Raw genomic sequence first — 17498 nt, 5'->3', positions numbered from 1 at the left:
AAGCCGCTCCAATGTGGGCGGCTTTTCAATCGGCTGATTGTAAGCCGGTTATAACTTATCAATTATCTTGTCAACAATGCCATATTCCACAGATTCTTTTGCTCCCATCCAGTGATCCCTGTCAAAGTCTGCCATTATTTTTTCAATGGTTTGTCCGCAGTTATCAGCGAGTATCCGGGCGCTTATCTCCTTTACTTTACGTATTTGTTCCGCCATTATCTCCAGGTCGGCAGAAGTTCCCTGTCCGCCACCGCTGGGCTGGTGTATCATTACTTCTCCGTGCGGAAAAATAGAGCGTTTACCCTTTTTGCCGCCGCTTAACAGCAGGGAGCCCATAGAAGCGGCCATTCCCATACACACTGTAGCTACCGGCGATTTTATCATCTGCATCACATCATACACCACCATACCGCTGGTAACTATGCCACCCGGACTGTTAATATAAAAGGTAATTTCCTTGCCCTGGTCAATAGCGTCTAAATAAAGCAGGCGGGAAGTAATATCTTTCGCGCTTTTATCGTCTACCCCACCCCACAAAAAGACCTTACGCTGTTCAATAAATTTTTTGTCGAACTGCCAGCCGCTCAGCATCTTTTCCATGGAAGGCATCTCAGGCGTTTCTGGATTGTCTTCGTCATCCGAAATAAAAGGTTTCCTGTTGCTGTGTATATACATATCCAAATATTATATGGTTATTTTTCTTTTTGTTTTTTAGGATTAATGAGTAACACTTCATCTACCAGCCCATATGCTTTAGCTTCCAGCGCCGTCATCCAAAAATCGCGGTCAAAATCTTTCGCTATTTTTTCTACATCCTGCCCGCTATGGTAGGCTACTACTTCATATAGTTCCTTTTTTATCTTCTTTACTTCATTTACCGTAATCAGCACATCGCTTGCCTGCCCGGCCGCTCCTGAGCTGGGCTGGTGCATCATTATGCGCGAATGTTTTAAAGCGGTGCGTTTGCCTTTAGCTCCTGCGCACATCAGTACGGCTCCCATACTGGCAGCCATTCCTGTGCAAATGGTAGAAATGTCCGGCGTAATATATTGCATGGTGTCGTAAACACCCATCCCCGCATATACTGATCCTCCGGGGCTGTTCACATACATTTGTATATCTCTTGTACGGTCGGTACTTTCTAAAAACAATAACTGGGCGGTTACAATATTACCCACCTCCTCCGAAATAGGGTAGCCCAGGAAAATAATACGATCCATCATTAAACGGCTGTAAACATCCATTACAGCCACATTCATGGGTCGCTCTTCAATAATATTAGGCGTAAGATTGGTAACGGTGTGCTTAGTAAAGTCATTCAGGGTGTTGCTGGAAATGCCCCGGTGTTTTACCGCATATTTTTCAAATTCTTTTCCAATATTCATAATATCAACGGTTTCTAAATTTATAGATGGCAATTTATGGCATTTATAAACCCAAATATCATGCAAGAGAAAAAAACAGACAAAATGCCATGCTGAAGGAGAATGTCGAAAGTATAAAATATGAGATTCGAAAGAAAATTCGAAGGAATACAGCCGGAAAGCATAAAGAACCAAAAAGCAAGAACCAAAAAAAATCAAATATTAAATCCGAAGACAAAATTTCTAAATCCGAAGACAATAACGAAGAGTGCGGTGAGAGGTGAAAAGAGAGAAATGAAAGAAGCAGTATTTATTCTATCGTTATAGTAGCTACTCACCTGGTCTGATACGTGAGTGTTAATTGGCGCAACGGATATTCCCTGCATCCTGAAACTTGGAACCTGCAACCTAAAAAAGCACCAAGAACCAAATAAATTCCAAATCCGAAGCGAAATGCAACCATAAACTACAAACGATAAACTGCAAATTTAATGCTGATGGTGCTGATGTTCTTCCTGCAGCTTTTTGAAATCATCTACGCTGATAGGTTGCTCAACCGGTGTAGCTTTGGTTTCCATTTGGTTAAAGACCTTTTCGCTTATAACTTTTCTATATGTATTTTCTACCTGTTGCTTGTCTTTGGTAAGCCTGTCAACATAGCTGTTAATCCACGACATATCTCCTCCCTGCAGGCCGGAGGCGCCAAAATAGCCCAGGACTTCCTGAGTGATCTGGTCGCGTATTTCATCCGGCGATGCGGTTAATTGATTTTCTTTTATAATCTTATCGCTGATCAGTGTCCATTTTAACTGGTTTTTGAACACCGGAAATTCTTCTTCTATCTGTTCGGGAGATTTGGCTTCCTCGCCCCCTTTTTCCATCCATTTTTTTAAAAAGTTTTCGGGAAACTCAATTACCGTATGGTCTAATAAAGCATGGTACAACTCGTGGTGAAAATGATTGCGGCTCTGACCATCAAAAGCTTTTTCGATATCCGCTTTTATAGCGTTGCGAAATTCCTCTTCTGTTTTTATTGCTTTACCGGGATACACTTCTTCATAGAACTCCTCACCGAATTCCCGCTTTTCTACCAGTCCTATTTTGGTAATGGTTACCTTAAAGAACTTTTCCAGGTCGGCAGGATTGTTTTTATCTATGCCCAGATCGCTTTCTAACCATTCCCTTTCCTTATCATCAAAAGCGGCTTTTAATTGCAGCACAATGCTATCGTCTTTCTTCTTTCCGGTTAATTGCTCTTTAAAGGAAGGGTTAAAATATTTTAACAGGAGCGAATTATCTTTAGTAATACCGTTTTCAACCACGTTACCCGCTGCATCCGATTCTTCAAACTTTACATTCAGCACATCCTCGTCTGTAGCAATGGTTTCCGGCTCTGTCATTTTACCATGCCTTACCTTCAGTCTTTCCACTTCTTCATCTACCATATTACCCGGTACTTCAATTTTATAGCGGGTAAGCGGTATTTGATTCAGATCCGGTAAATCAAATGACGGCTTTAGTCCTACTTCAAAATTAAAGGAATAGTCAGAGGGGTTGTTCATGTCTAAGTTACCGGGGTCATTGTCTGCTCCGGGAAGTGGCTGCGCAAAAATGTCGAGCTTTTCCTTATCTAAATAATCAACCAGGCCCTTTTCAATGCTTCTCAGCACTTCTTCGGTATATACTGCCGGCCCGTGCATTTTTTTGATAACGCCTGCCGGCACCATTCCCTTCCGAAAGCCAGGTATATTGGCAGACTTTGCGTATTGTTTTAACGCTTTTTCAAAAGGCGGAAAATAATCTTCTTTGTTTACCGTAACTGTTATTTTATCGTTCAGTAATCCAATATTTTCCCTTGTAACCGTTGCCATAAAATATATTGTGTATTAAAAATTCCTGTCAGAATTGTAAAAAGGAGTGCAAAAGTAAGGTTTTTGTATTAATTCTAATTCATTCCTTCCCATCAGTAAAGGTAATTCTCAGCGTATGGCCGATCTTAAAACCAAAAGAAATTTTATAGTGGTGCCGGATATAGGTGAATTTAAAACCACAGGCAATATTATTGTTTGCAACGTACACACATTTCTTTCAGAATATTTACCCGGATTGAGCTAACATCCGCTGAGCATCCAAAACTTACTGCTCCATTAATTAATATTTTATTAAAGTCACAATTTCCGGCGATGCAGTATAACAATTATATATATCCTCCATACGGAAATTGCCGCAGATGTGCAGATCTGATCTGCGCATCTGCGGCTAAACATCCAGGCTATATCCTATATTTTGCTGCCAGGCAGCTTGGTTAATTTGGAATGTGCACCCAATTTTTCAGCTTTTGAAACCATATTCTTTTCCCTTACCTTCATCTGCCATTTACTTTCAGCCTTGAGACAGGATATACCATATCAAATTGACCATGCTTTATTTGAACGCCTTGTACATGGAGACGAAGAGGCTTTTGAAAAGTTGGTATACACTCTGTATAAAAAATTATTCCCGTTTGCCGTTTCTCTTATCAAATCAGAAAGTGAGGCCAACGATGTGCTTCAGGAGGTATTCCTGAAAATCTGGCTGCACAGGAGTTCATTTTCCGCAATTGAAAATCCTATGGGATGGATACATACCGTTGTGGCGAACACGGCTTCCAATTATTTAAGAACAAAAATCCGGAATGAACTCAGAATTAAAAAATACCATAGCCAATCAGTTGTTTCTGCAGGTATGGAAGAACAGTTAGACGCCAATTTTACTCAGTCGCTGATTGATGAAGCCGTGAATAAGTTGCCGGCAAAAAGAAAACAGGTGTTTTTGCTGAGCCGTAAGGAAGGGCTTTCCCGAAAAGAAATAGCAACACGCCTGAACGTATCTGAGAACACGGTACGCAACCAGCTTGTTGAGGCACTGCAATTCGTTAGGGAGTATCTTACACAAAGAGGAGGGCTGACTATTCCTGCGATATTGATTTTAATGGATATTCTGTGAGAAAATAATTGCCTCGGTAGTATATCAGGAGGATTTGCCGCTGCTCACTTCCGCCCTCAAATCAACCACTCTGCGACCCCCGCAGGGCCAATGTCATTTAGTTGGTGAGTCCGGTATGCGCCGTAGCATATCAGCCCGCAGGTCATAATGATTCGAAATATAGCTCATTTTTATTTTATAATAAACTGAAGCTCTCTCAGTCTGTTCAGCAATGAGAAAGCAGCAGCGAAATGAAGCTGAATTCACTAGTAGTACGAGAGCTGCATCAAGGCTCCTTCCCAAAAACGGGCTGTAATCGTTTTCGGGCGGCTTTTGGTTACTTTTTCCGCAAAAAGTAACAAAGAAGAAATAGCCTGATTGCAGATATTAGCTTTGACGGAATAGTTAACATTTTAAAATGAACAATCAATTAGCTGTTAGCGCAAAGTCTTTATCTATGTTTTCGACCTATGTGCCTAACTCTAAAAATTAATTTGACAATCCTTGCGCAACCCCCGAATAAAAAAATTTCCCTGACTGATGGTACAATAACCACCGGTGCGGTGTCAATCTCTATGTGAAAGACAAAATTAATTTTGACTATTTATTGCAAAAGCGATTTAGGGATACCCTTTCTGATGAAGAAAAGGAACAATTACTGGAAGCATTAAACGATCCGGATAACGTACACAAACTTAGCAGGATTGTTGAGGAATTGTACCATAAGGAAGTTTCGGAAGTATTTGTGTATGATGAAGCAAAGCTGAAAGAAATGATACGGATCATTGTAACCAATGATGCCGGATCAATAGATCCATTTGTTTTGAAAGAAAGCGATCAGAAAACGGAGACAGTCCATGCAACTGAGGATGAAGCTATAGAGTATACGACAGGCGGTGGTGGAAAAATTCGTTTCCTGAAGTTCCCATGGATGCGTTATGCTGCGGCTGCTGTGCTGTTCGTAGGAGCAGGCTTACTTTACTATAACATAAAAAAAGATGTTCCTGCCCAACAGACAACAGTTACGGCACCCGTACAGGCAATGGATGCAAATGATGTGCTTCCCGGCACTAACAAAGCGGTGCTTACCTTAAGCGATGGAAAGAAAGTGGAATTGAACGACAAGGGGCAGCAGGTGATTACTGATGGGAACTTAGCTATTCGTATCAGCGATGGGGCTTTGGCATATAGTAAAACGGACGTGGTAGTATATAACACCATGACCACTCCCAAAGGAGGACAATACAAATTAAAGTTGCCGGATGGTACCACCGTGTGGCTGAACGCTTCGAGCAGCATTACTTACCCCACCGCTTTCCCGGGGAACACCCGCGAGGTAACGATTACAGGGGAGGCTTATTTTGAAGTAGCTAAAAACCCGGCGAAACCATTTACGGTAAGAACTTATAAAGATGAGATTACGGTAAAAGGAACTTCGTTTAATGTAAACAGTTATGAAGATGAAGCAGGTGTAAAAACTTCGCTTGTAGAAGGATTGGTGCAGGTGAACGGTACGCTGTTAACACCGGGTAATGCATATATGGGGGGTGAAATAACCCGTACGAATGTAGACAAAGACCTGGCATGGAAAAACGGCGTGTTCAATTTTAACCAGGTAAAGCTGAAGCATGCTATGCGGCAGATTGCAAGGTGGTATGATGTGGAAATAAAATATGAAGGCAGTGTTGACCATATTGAATTAGGCGGAGAAATAGGCAGAAATCTAACATTACAACAAGTTTTAAACGGATTACAGGACAAGGATTTACATTTCAGATTAGAAGGGAAAATACTGACAGTGTATTAAAGCAGGTTACAGGTTGCAAGTTGCAGGGTGCAAGTTGCCGGTTACAAGTTACAGGTCTAAAGGTACAGGGTACTGAATTGAAACCTCCCTGAAACTTGCGCCCTGAAACTTGAGATGTGTTCTGAACCCTGTAACTTGAGCATATACCTTGTAACCAAAAAAACCGGGCTCTGCTCGCAACAGAAACCCGGCAAAATTTCAGGCTAACCTTATAAATGCCGGATCAACAGACAATTTATTCATTAACCCAAAACTGAGCAAAAGTATGCAATTCATTGCTTTTAACCACCGGTGCCGGGGCATTCGTGGAATTTTACCCAAAACCTTGCGCATCATGCAACTTACTACTGCACTGCTTTTAGGGCTCTGCCTGCAGGCTGCAGCCACCGGGTTTACTCAAACCGTTACTTTTTCAGGAAAAGATGTTCCCATCGAAAAAGTGTTTACTGTAATAAAGCAGCAAACCGGCTATTTTGTAAGTTATAAAGCCGGCCAGCTTCGCAAGGCAAAACCTGTTACTGTTCAGGGAGAGAACATGTCCTTAGAGCAGTTTTTAAACGAAGTGTTCCGAAACCAGCAATTGGATTATTCCATCGAGGGAAATACCATTTTTATTAAATGGAAGAAGGAAATCTATCAGATCGCTCCACTTGAATCTATTTCAGGCACGCTCTCTCCTCCTGCCGATATCAATCTGAGCGGCAGGGTAACTAACGAACAACAGGAGCCTTTAGAGGGGGTAAGTGTAACGGTTAGAGGCACCCAAAACGGCACCACCACCAATGCAGATGGAAGATTCCTGTTGCCTGTTCCTGCTGCCAATAACGTGGAACTGGTTTTTTCTTTTATAGGATTTGAAGCACAAACTATAAAAGTTGGAACACAAACTATATTCAATATTGTCATGAAGGCGTTTGTTGCGGGCTTGGATGATGTGGTGGTAGTGGGGTATGGAACGCAGAAGAAAACGACACTTACAGGTGCAGTCAGTTCAGTAAAAGGTGATGATGTGGAAAGAGCGGGTGCCTCAAACATTTCTCACACCATGGCTGGTAAAATTTCCGGTATAAGTATAGTACCGGTGAGCGGAGAGCCTGGTGTTAATCCTGTAATTCATATCAGAGGAATTGGAACTACGGGATCTTCGGCTCCTTTAATTGTAATTGATGGAATTGTTAGAAATAGTATTGCTGATATTGATCCAACAATTATTGAGTCAGTATCTGTATTAAAGGATGCTGCAGCCGTGGCTCCATACGGGTTAGGTGGAGCTAATGGTGTGCTGCTCATTACAACAAAAACAGGAAAAGTTGATCATCCTGTATTCACAGTCAACGCATATAGAGGGGTACAAAAGGCAATATGGTTACCCAGTCCCTTAAATGCAGTTGATTATATGAAATTGCAAAATGAAGCAACGACTAATGTAAGTAGTAGCGCTACACCACCTTATACGTCCGATTTTATAAATAGTTATAATGCAAATCATGCTTTAGATCCTGATAAATACCCGGATGCCAGGAGCATGGATTTATTGAATAAAATAATACCGGTTCAGGACTATAATGTTAAGGTTAGCGGGGGCGCGGGAAATACCAGTTATTTTTTAGGAGCAGGATACTTTAAAGAAGACGGCTTATTTGATCAATTCAACTTCAGGCGCTATAACTTTAATGCAAACATCAATTCAAAAGTTACAAAGACTACAAAAGTTAATGTGGGCCTTATTAATTCGTTTACGAGAAAGAATGAACTCTCACCCGAGTACTCAAGTGCTAATATGATGAGATGGCTCTACTTCGTTAAGCCTACCCATTCATTATATTTTTCAGATGGCAAGTGGGGTAATTCTAATAATGTTTCATTAGTTGGAGGTCTGAATAGCGGAAGTTATAATAAGACTGACGGAACAAGCATGCTAAGTACATTTACTGTTGATCAGGAGATTCCATTTATTAAGGGATTAAGTATTAAAGGTGTCTTTAGTTATGACTTATATAATGATTTTACGAAGGGTTTTTCAAAGCCGGCATATTACTGGACACAGGATATGACTACAACACCTTATACCTATACCAGGCAGGTCTCAAATATGGAACAAAATTCCCCCCCTTATGCAGCCCTTTATGAAACCTACAATAAAGCGCAGGTATTTACATACCAGGGGTTTATGAATTTTAAGAGAACTTTTGGAGGCAATGAGATTAGTTTTCTTGGAGTTGCTGAGCTCCAGAAAGGTAATTTCAGAAACTTAAATACTTCAATGAAAAATTTACCGCTGGAGATTGACGAATATGACCTGGGTAGCTCTAATCCGAGTGACTATACCTTAGGTGGAAGTACAAGGGAATCTATCCATGTTGGGTATGTTTACAGAGCCGGGTATGTATACGAGAGTAAGTATATGCTTGAGGTTGCAGGGCGATACGATGGACATTACTATTTTGCGCCCGGCAAACGTTTTGCTCTTTTCCCTTCCTTTTCGGCAGGTTGGAGATTGTCTGAAGAAAAATTCATGCAACAGCTTACTTTCATCAATAACCTGAAAATAAGAGGTTCATGGGGGAAATCCGGAAATCTGGCAGGTAGTGCATATCAATATCTGGCTGGATATGGTTTCTATCCAAACCAATATGCTTTTGGAAATAATATGGTTCCTGCAGCTTATCCTAATAATGAGCCAAATCCAAATATCACCTGGGAAACATCCAATAAATCTGATATTGGAATCGAAGCCAGTTTATGGAACAATTTACTTTCTATTGAGGCAGACTATTTTTTTGAAAAGAGGAAAGGCATGTTATTACCTCCCGCTACGATCGTACCTTTTGAATATGGTATTGGTCTGTCAGATGAAAATGAGGGGATAATGGATAATCATGGGATTGAGCTGACAATTGGAAGCAAATACCAGTTCCAAAATGGGTTAAAATTAGGATTGAACGGGAATTTCAGCTATGCTAAAAACAAAATGGTAAAAGTATTCGAGACGGAATCTACGTTTAACAATCCAAATCGTAGAAGAACGGGTAGACCTATCAATACCCCGTTTGGTTATCGCTCATTAGGTTTATTTAGTACAGCCGATGATAAAAATGGAGATGGTGTTATTGATGCTGCTGATGGATATGATGTTGTACAATTCGGCGAATTACACCCGGGCGATATTAAATATGAAGATATTAATAATGATGACAAAATAGACGCTAATGATCAGGTTGCCGTTGGTTATTCATCTTATCCTCAGATTTTTTATGGTTTTACTTCCGTAGTAGAATGGAAGGGATTTGATTTGTCACTTTTCTTCCAGGGCGTAGCGAGAAATTCATTTAATATTAATCAACGCTTCCAGACCATATCCTTATTTAATACCCAAAGCAGTACTGATTATGAATTTTATAATAATCATTGGACACCAGAACGTCAAAATGCAAGATATCCAAGAGCATATATAGGCCCTAATGCAAATAATAATAATGTAAATTCTGATTTTTGGTATGAAAGCGGTGATTATCTTAGGTTGAAAAACTTTATAGTAGGATATACTATCCCAAAGCATATTCTGAAAAACCTGAAAGTTTCAAATATAAGGGTCTACTTCTCAGCTACTAACCTAATTACTTTTAGTAAAGTAAAATTTTCTGATCCTGAATCTAATATTGTATCTGGCGGCGGCGCAGGTATGTATCCCACAATGAAGCAATTTATTTTTGGAGCGGGTTTATCTTTTTAAGTTTTCTATCATACAAAACTGCATAAAATGGAACACAAATATATCATTCGCAATATCCTATTAACAGGTTTAGTGTTGATAAGCGCTCTTTCCTGTAAGAAAGATGGTTTTCTTGACACAACAAATAAAGCAAATCTTGATGATGGAACGATGTGGATCAGTGAAAAGAATGCTGATATTTTTTTAAATGGTTGCTATGCTGAACTTTATCCCACCGGCGCTGATTGGCCGGATACTCAAATGGATAATTTTTCTGATGATGCACATGCCAGAGTTTATTTTGGGTCTTATGCCTGGAAAGAAGGTACTATTGATATTTCAGTACGACCCGGTGGGAGTTGGGTGGCACAGGGTCCGTCAAATGGAAACAATAGCTGGCAAAAAACATATGCTAATGTTAGAAACCTAAATTCATTTATTGAGAACGTAAGAAGTAATTCTCAAAATCTTTCAGCAGAGTATATTGCAAAGCGAATAGATGAAGCCAGGTTTTTAAGAGCGTATTTCTACAGCGAGTTGTTTATGCGGGTTGGTGGTGTTGTTATTGATACAGTAGTCCTGAGCAGATCGTCTTCAACTTTAGAAGAACTTCAAAGACCCCGGAATACTTTTGAAGAAACATTTAATTTCATCATTGGCGAATTAGATGAAATACTGCATAATGGTAATTTACCAGTTAAATATGAAAGTGCTGATGCCGAAGCAGGCAGAGCTACATTAGGGGCGGCTTTAATTTTAAAAGGATGGCTTCAGTTATTTGCAGCAAGCCCTGCTTATAATTCGTCTTCACCTGCAGTTGCTGATCCTGGAAACCTGCAGCATTTTAGCTCCGGAGACCCGGCACGATGGGCGGCGGCCGCTGCTACAAACAAACAATTTATTGATTCATGGGGGCATAAAGGCGATGGCACTTATCAGTTGTTCTCCAATATGGTGAATTTCTGGAGAGAAGAAAATGAATATAATTCAGAAGTAGTTTGGGACAGACAATTTGTTCCGGTAACCATGCCAAACCTTTATGGCGCTTATGGCGGACCTTGTAACCTCGATGGTATTATTAATGTTGACTGGGGAGAATATCAACCCACGCAGAGTATCATAGATGATTTTCAAATGGCTAATGGAAAAAGTATTACAGATCCTTCTTCAGGTTATAATCCACAAAATCCATATGCAGGACGGGAAAAAAGGTTTTATGATTTTATTTGTTATGATGGGGCCCCTTATTACAGGGAATGGATGAGCAAACCGGATACGGTATGGATGCGAATTGATAAAGTAAATCCGAGAAACAATGAAATTGATTTAAGCGGGGCAAATGATGCAACGCAAACCGGCTACTGGTTCACCAAACAATTATCGAAATATGATCCACGGAATTTGGTTGATTGCGGTCAGAATTACGTGTTTTACCGTTATGCCGAAGTGCTTTTGAATTATGCAGAGGCGCAGAATGAAGCTGTTGGCCCGGATGCTTCTGTTTATGAGGCAATTAATGCTATCCGTACCAGGCCGGGAACCGATTTGCCTGAATTAACAGGAGGATTATCAAAAGAGGAGATGCGAAAGGCTATTCATCGTGAACGTAGAATAGAACTCTCTTATGAGCAAAAAAGGCTTTTGGATATATGGCGGTGGAAAGAAGCCGATGCAAGATTAAATCAACCTACTATGGGCATGAAAATATATAACTCTAAACCAGATAATAACAGTGGAGCGTGGATATATGAAAAATTTGAACTGGCTATGGGCCATGTATTTACCAATAAAATGTATTTCTGTCCTATCCCGCAGGAAGTAATTGACCGGAACCCAAAAATCGTACAAAATTCAGGCTATTAAGATCAGATTAAGCAGTCAAAGTAAATTATGCAGACAGAAGACACGAAGTAGTGAATGTAGGGATCAATGTAAAACATAACAAATATGAATGGTAAGGATAAAAATCTATATGATGCAATAGTAGTTGGCACCGGAATAAGTGGTGGATGGGCTGCAAAAGAATTATGTGAAAAAGGTTTGAAAACTTTGGTTCTAGAGCGGGGTAGAAATGTAGAACACATAAAGGACTATGATGATATGCTGCCAAATTGGGAACTTCCTCACCGTGGCAGGATTACAAATGAGGATCGCACAAAAAGTCCGGTTCAAAGTGGTGTATATAATTATAATGAAAGGTCGAAGAAATATTTCGTCAACGACTTAGACAATCCCTATATTCAGCTAAAACCATTTGAATGGGCCAGAGGATATCAGGTAGGAGGGCGAAGTTTGATTTGGGGTCGGCAAAGTTACCGAAGGAGCTATTTGGATTTTGAGGCTAATGCCAAAGATGGCTTTGGTGTGGATTGGCCTATACGATATAAGGATATTGCACCCTGGTATGACTATGTGGAACCTTTTGTGGGAATCGCAGGCTCAATAGAACGGCTGCCTCATCTCCCCGATGGTAAATTTCAACCGCCGATGCCTATGAATTGTGTAGAAAGTGAGGTTGCGCAAAGAATCAAGGGTAAATTTTCCGATGGCCGAATGATCATTAACGGTCGTACGGCAAACCATACGCGAAATATAGGGGAAGGGCGAGGGCAGTGTCAATACAAGGGAAGTTGCGGCGCCGGGCACGCCTGTTCCTTTGGAGCATACTTCTCAAGTAATTCGGCCACATTGCCGGCAGCCGCCCGAACCGGTAATATGACTTTAAGGCCCTATTCTATTGTTCAGGAAGTATATTATGACAAGGAGACGAGAAGAGCAACTGGTGTACGGGTTGTAGATACGGAAACCATGAAGCAGTATGAATTTTATGCAAAGATTATTTTTCTGAATGCGTCAACATTAAACACTGCTGCTATTTTGCTCAATTCTAAATCTGATGTTTTTCCAAATGGACTGGGAAATAGCAGTGGGCAAATAGGACATAATTTAATGGACATGCCTTATGGTATGGGAGCTCAGGGTGTGTTTGAAGGATTTAAGGACAAATTTACTTTTGGAAACCGCCCCACTGGTATTTTTGTGCCGCGCTTTCGGAATATTAATAAGGCAACAGAGCACAAAGATTATTTGCGTGGATTTACTTACCAGGGAGGAGCAGGAAGAGGGAGAAAGGGGGGTACCGGATTCGGCAGGGATTTTAAAAACGATATGAGTCAGCCTGCAGACCATTGGAGTATGTCTATTACGGCCTGGGCTGAACACTTACCATATTATGAAAATAGAATGTTTTTACATGAAGACAAGAAGGATAAGTATGGAATGCCGGTCATTTGTGTTGATTGTGAATTCAAAGAAAACGAGAAGGCAATGGTTGATGACATGATGAATAGTGCCGCGGAAATTCTCGAAGCCGGAGGATTAAAAAATGTGGAAACATACAACTGGAATAAAATACCAGGCTCCTGTATCCATGAAACCGGAACTGCCCGAATGGGTAATAACCCTAAGACTTCAGTTTTGAATGGCTGGAATCAAATGCATGATGTACCTAACATCTTTATCACAGATGGGGCGGCTATGGCTTCTTCAGGCACTACTCCCGGTCCATCAGTTACTTATATGGCTTTAACAGCGAGAGCGGTAGATTATGCAGTTAAAGAATTAAATCGTAGAAATATTTAAAAATAAATCAATGGAAAGACGAGCCTTTATCATCAAAGGTGGCAAAAGCATTGGGGCAATTGGTCTTGGGGTGCTGGGAATATATAGTTGCCAATCACATGAGCCTGCTGTATTCAACGGGGAGTTTTCATTGGAAGAAGTGAATATGATCAATGAAATTGGAGAAATAATAATTCCAATAACGGATACACCAGGAGCAAAGGCAGCCCGGGTGGGTGAATTTATTACGGTGGTTGTTCGGGATTGCTTTTCAGAGAAAGAAAAGAAAGAATTTAATATAACATTAGCAGATATTAATAAAATATGTAACGAATCCTTTGGTGATGATTTCTTGAAATGTAAAGAGAGTGAGCGTTTGAAATTAGTTTCAAAAATGGAAGAAGGTCACGGGGGCTATAAAACGCTTAAGAATCTTATTGTATCCGCTTATTTATCATCAGAAATAGGGATGACAAAATATTTCGATTATCATCCTGTGCCAGGAAAATATGATGGGTGTACAACAGTCAGACCCTGGTAAAACTGGAAAAAACGAATGATCAACGTAACAGAAGGAGTTTCTTAAGAATGACTGGTATAGGAGGTGGAGGAATTACGACAGGAGTTTATAAAAAAGAGATTAGAAGTAACCCAGGATGCCAGGAACGTAAATCCACGGGTGTGCTGCATCGCATTTATCAAATGATTGTTGCTTTAGAGGATGACAAGACCCAATTCTGTCATCCGATGTGTGTCTTTATTCTTCGTCAGAATATGATAATGGTGGCTACATATTGAACAAAGGTTACGGAATAAATCCATTACACGTATGGTGTATTATTATACATGGCTATTCTGTACCTGGAATTGGGGACTATTTATAAATTTTAAAATCTCAGAATAATAACATGTTATATTTTTTCAACTCCCCTATCAGATGTTTTTTTCGATTATCCTTGATTTTTTTGCTAAGCTGTAATCAGCCATCTTCCCCAACAGGAACATCCGGTGGCGTAAAAGCAGAAGATGCCCTGGCAACCATGCAGGTAGCGGACGGATTTAAAATTGAAATGATCGCCGCCGAGCCGATGATCACTTCTCCGGTAGATATGGAGATAGATGAATACGGACGCCTGTTTGTAGTGGAAATGCACGGCTATCCATTAGATAAAAGTGGTAGTGGAAATATTGTGATGCTATCAGATACCAACGGAGATGGCATTATGGACAAAAGAACGCTTTTTAAAGAAGGACTACTGCTGCCCACGGGTATCCTTAGATGGAAGAAGGGATTTGTTGTAACCGACTCTCCCAATATCTATTACTTAGAAGATTCGGATGATGATGGTAAAGCCGATATTATGGATACATTGCTGACGGGTTTTGCGTTAACCAATCCGCAGCACAATTTAAATAATCCCATTTATGGTATTGATAACTGGATTTATGCCGCCCATGAAGGAACGGTAAAATCAAGAGATTATGTGGAGGAGTTTGGTGATGAAGGAACGGAGATTTACTATCCGGCTAAACCGGATGCTGTGCGCCTGCCGAAAAATGCTGATGGCCTTTCCGTTCGTTTTCGCCCCGAACAGTATCAACTGGAAGAGCTGGCAAGCCGTTGTCAGTTTGGACATACTTTTGATCAATGGGGACATTGGTTTGGCTGCAACAATTCTAACCAGGGATACCAGGAGATTATTGCAGAGCGCTATTTAAAACGTAATCCCCAACTGCCGCCAACAGATCCTAATCATTCTATGTCGGATCACCTGAATGCGCCAGAGGTATTTCCTACTACGCTCAACCCAGACCGGCAGATATTTACCGATGTGGGTACCATGACTTCCGGCTCCGGACTTACCGCATACCTGGCCGATGATTTTCCTGCACCCTATCATAATGCCACCTTTATTGCCGAGCCGGTAAGTAACCTGGTGCATGTTGATGTAATAAAAGACAGCGGCTTGAGTTATGCAGCAAGCCGGGTATTTCCTAATAAAGAATTTTTCTCTTCTACTGATGCCTGGTCGCGCCCGGTGAATATGTATGTAGGTCCTGATGGTGCTTTGTATATTCTGGATTATTACAGAAGAGTGATTGAATCTCCCGAATGGATGTCGGAGGAAGCCATTGCCGCCGGAAGTTTGTATGATGGTATTGATAAAGGAAGAATTTACCGCATTACACCCGTTGACGGAAAAAAGGCAGACTGGATGAAGGGATTGAAACTTGGTGATGCTTCTATTGACGCATTGGCAAAAGAATTGGCTAACACCAATGGTTGGTGGCGCATCAATGCACAACGCTTATTAGTTGACAGAGCAGATAAAAATGCAGTACCGGCACTCGTGAAGATGGCTTCAAACCCCGAATCTGCAATGGGGCGGCTGCATGCGCTCTGGACTTTGCAAGGCATGAACGCGATGCAGACTGATCTTATTAAAAATGCATTAAAAGATACAGTTGCAGGAATAAGGGAAAATGCCATTAAACTGGCAGAATTACATTTGAAAGATAATCCTGCATTAGGCACAACACTACTGGCTTTACAAAATGATAAAGACATAAAGGTGCGCTTTCAGCTGCTGCTAACATTGGGGTATGTAAACACGGCTTCGGCCTCCGATGCACGTAATGGCCTGTTGTTTCGCGATATGGAGAACAAGTGGTTCCAGGTAGCTGCTTTGTCTGCCGCTTCATTAAATGCAAATTCCCTGCTTAACCTGATGCTGGCAAAATACAGGGCTGATGTACCGTCCTACGGCTCTATGGTGCAAAGACTCACAGGTATCATTGCGGCAACAGAAGAGGAGGAAAAGGTTCATCATCTCATTCAAAAAGCTATTGTAGCGCAAACTCTGCGTGAACAGGAATCGCAGACAGCAATGCTGCAAGGGCTGGCACAGGGACTGCGTTACCGGAAAAATAAGCTCTCCATCAGTGAAGCTGAGCAGCGTTTGCTGGTCAACACTTTTTTTGACAGCCCTTCAGACGGGTTACGAAAATCGGCCTTACAATTTTTACAGGCTTCAAAAATCAGTAATGATGCCTTACGCATCTCATCAGTTGCCAGGGCAGCATCTATTGCACAGAACACCGCTGTTTCAGATACAAAAAGAGCAGATGCTATTGATTTTCTCAGCTTTGGTAACCCGTCAGATTATCTTACCCTACTCCAGGGCTTACTTACTCCACAGGAGCAACCTGCTGTAAAATTTGCCGCACTGCGGGTATTGAATGTAATTCCATCAACGGCTGTGAGTGAATACCTTGTGGATTTGTGGCCGGGGCTTACCAAAGAAATAAGAGATGCCGCCATTCGTGTATTTATGCATGATACTGCCAGGATGAGAATACTCATTACCGCAATGGAAGCAAATAAGATTCCTGCCAATAATGTAAGTTTTTGGACAGGTATTAGTCTGATGCAGATAGCTGATGACAAATTACGGGAACGTGCCAGGGCAGTATTTACCAAAAATACGGAAGAAGCAAAAAAGATCAATAAAGAATACCAGGCTGCGCTTGAATTACCGGGAGATCCGGAAAAGGGGAAAGCAATATATATGCAAAGCTGTGCAGTTTGTCATCAGGTAAAAGGTGAAAATGGAATTGCTTTCGGGCCTGATCTCGCTACTATACATAATTGGAAAAGAGAGGATATCCTGGCTAATATTCTTGACCCCAATCTTTCTATCATGGCGGGATATGATCTTTGGGAGATTAACTTAAACAATGGAGAGTCTTTGCAGGGTATTATTGCGGCTGAAACATCTTCAGCAATTACCATTAAAAATATGGGCAACTTTGAAAAAACCATCAGCCGGCAGGATATTAAATCTTTGCAATCGCTTAGCGTATCTGCTATGCCGGTGGGATTAGAAAAAAACATCAGCAAGGAAGCCATGGCGGATCTGATTGCTTATTTGCGGCAAAATTAGGGATGCTGATTGTATCTTCATTTGTTAAGAGGATGACAATTTATCGGTAGGTTAAATGCGATGCCAGCAATAGTGTTTCGACTGTT

12 protein-coding genes are annotated in these 17498 nt (G+C 41.0%); 9 read left to right on the top strand and 3 right to left on the bottom strand.

Annotated features, from left to right (window positions below; genetic code table 11):
* Nucleotides 1–48: 48 nt before the first annotated feature.
* Both VL121_RS13680 and VL121_RS13675 read right to left on the bottom strand, forming a co-directional pair.
* Nucleotides 49–675 (bottom strand): ClpP family protease, encoded by a 627-nt coding sequence (locus tag VL121_RS13680; protein WP_325406207.1) that lies wholly within the window; start codon nt 673–675, stop codon nt 49–51.
* Nucleotides 676–692: 17 nt separating this feature from the next.
* Nucleotides 693–1418 carry a ClpP family protease gene (locus VL121_RS13675; protein WP_475365508.1) on the bottom strand — a complete coding sequence of 242 codons (726 nt, stop codon included), beginning with the start codon at nt 1416–1418 and terminating at the stop codon, nt 693–695.
* Here VL121_RS13675 and VL121_RS13670 point away from each other — a divergent pair.
* A complete protein-coding gene (locus tag VL121_RS13670) occupies nt 1412–1648 on the top strand; it encodes a hypothetical protein (protein ID WP_325406205.1) in 237 nt (78 codons plus the stop codon). The genes VL121_RS13675 and VL121_RS13670 overlap by 7 nt on opposite strands.
* A 204-nt stretch (nt 1649–1852) precedes the next feature.
* Here VL121_RS13670 and tig read toward each other — a convergent pair whose 3' ends face one another.
* Nucleotides 1853–3235: a trigger factor gene (gene tig / locus VL121_RS13665; protein WP_325406203.1), complete on the bottom strand. Its 1383-nt coding sequence runs from the start codon at nt 3233–3235 to the stop codon at nt 1853–1855.
* Between the two features lie 115 nt (nt 3236–3350).
* Between tig and VL121_RS13660 the strand changes: the two genes are divergently transcribed.
* The 8 genes from VL121_RS13660 (at nt 3351) to VL121_RS13625 (ending at nt 17412) form a co-directional block, all read left to right on the top strand.
* Nucleotides 3351–3479 (top strand): hypothetical protein, encoded by a 129-nt coding sequence (locus VL121_RS13660; protein WP_325406200.1) that lies wholly within the window; start codon nt 3351–3353, stop codon nt 3477–3479.
* Between the two features lie 273 nt (nt 3480–3752).
* On the top strand, nt 3753–4349 hold the full coding sequence (locus VL121_RS13655) for an RNA polymerase sigma factor (protein WP_325406197.1): 597 nt from the start codon (nt 3753–3755) through the stop codon (nt 4347–4349).
* A 586-nt stretch (nt 4350–4935) separates the two neighbouring features.
* Complete coding sequence (locus VL121_RS13650; RefSeq protein ID WP_325406195.1) at nt 4936–6135, top strand: FecR family protein; 1200 nt, start codon at nt 4936–4938, stop codon at nt 6133–6135.
* Nucleotides 6136–6400: 265 nt separating this feature from the next.
* Nucleotides 6401–9868 carry a TonB-dependent receptor gene (locus VL121_RS13645; RefSeq protein WP_325406193.1) on the top strand — a complete coding sequence of 1156 codons (3468 nt, stop codon included), beginning with the start codon at nt 6401–6403 and terminating at the stop codon, nt 9866–9868.
* Between the two features lie 27 nt (nt 9869–9895).
* Nucleotides 9896–11710: a RagB/SusD family nutrient uptake outer membrane protein gene (locus VL121_RS13640; protein WP_325406191.1), complete on the top strand. Its 1815-nt coding sequence runs from the start codon at nt 9896–9898 to the stop codon at nt 11708–11710.
* Nucleotides 11711–11794: 84 nt separating this feature from the next.
* The gene (locus VL121_RS13635) at nt 11795–13489 is read left to right on the top strand and encodes a GMC family oxidoreductase (RefSeq protein ID WP_325406189.1); all 1695 of its coding nucleotides are present in this window, start codon (nt 11795–11797) and stop codon (nt 13487–13489) included.
* 10 nt (nt 13490–13499) lie between these two features.
* A complete protein-coding gene (locus VL121_RS13630) occupies nt 13500–14009 on the top strand; it encodes a gluconate 2-dehydrogenase subunit 3 family protein (RefSeq protein WP_325406187.1) in 510 nt (169 codons plus the stop codon).
* A 424-nt stretch (nt 14010–14433) separates the two neighbouring features.
* On the top strand, nt 14434–17412 hold the full coding sequence (locus tag VL121_RS13625) for a PVC-type heme-binding CxxCH protein (RefSeq protein WP_325406185.1): 2979 nt from the start codon (nt 14434–14436) through the stop codon (nt 17410–17412).
* Nucleotides 17413–17498: the final 86 nt, after the last annotated feature.

It is taken from the genome of Agriterribacter sp., assembly GCF_035497235.1.
Classification (GTDB): Bacteria; Bacteroidota; Bacteroidia; order Chitinophagales; family Chitinophagaceae; genus Agriterribacter.
Note: the sequence above shows the minus strand (reverse complement) of the source record. Positions and strands in the feature narration are given on the sequence as shown.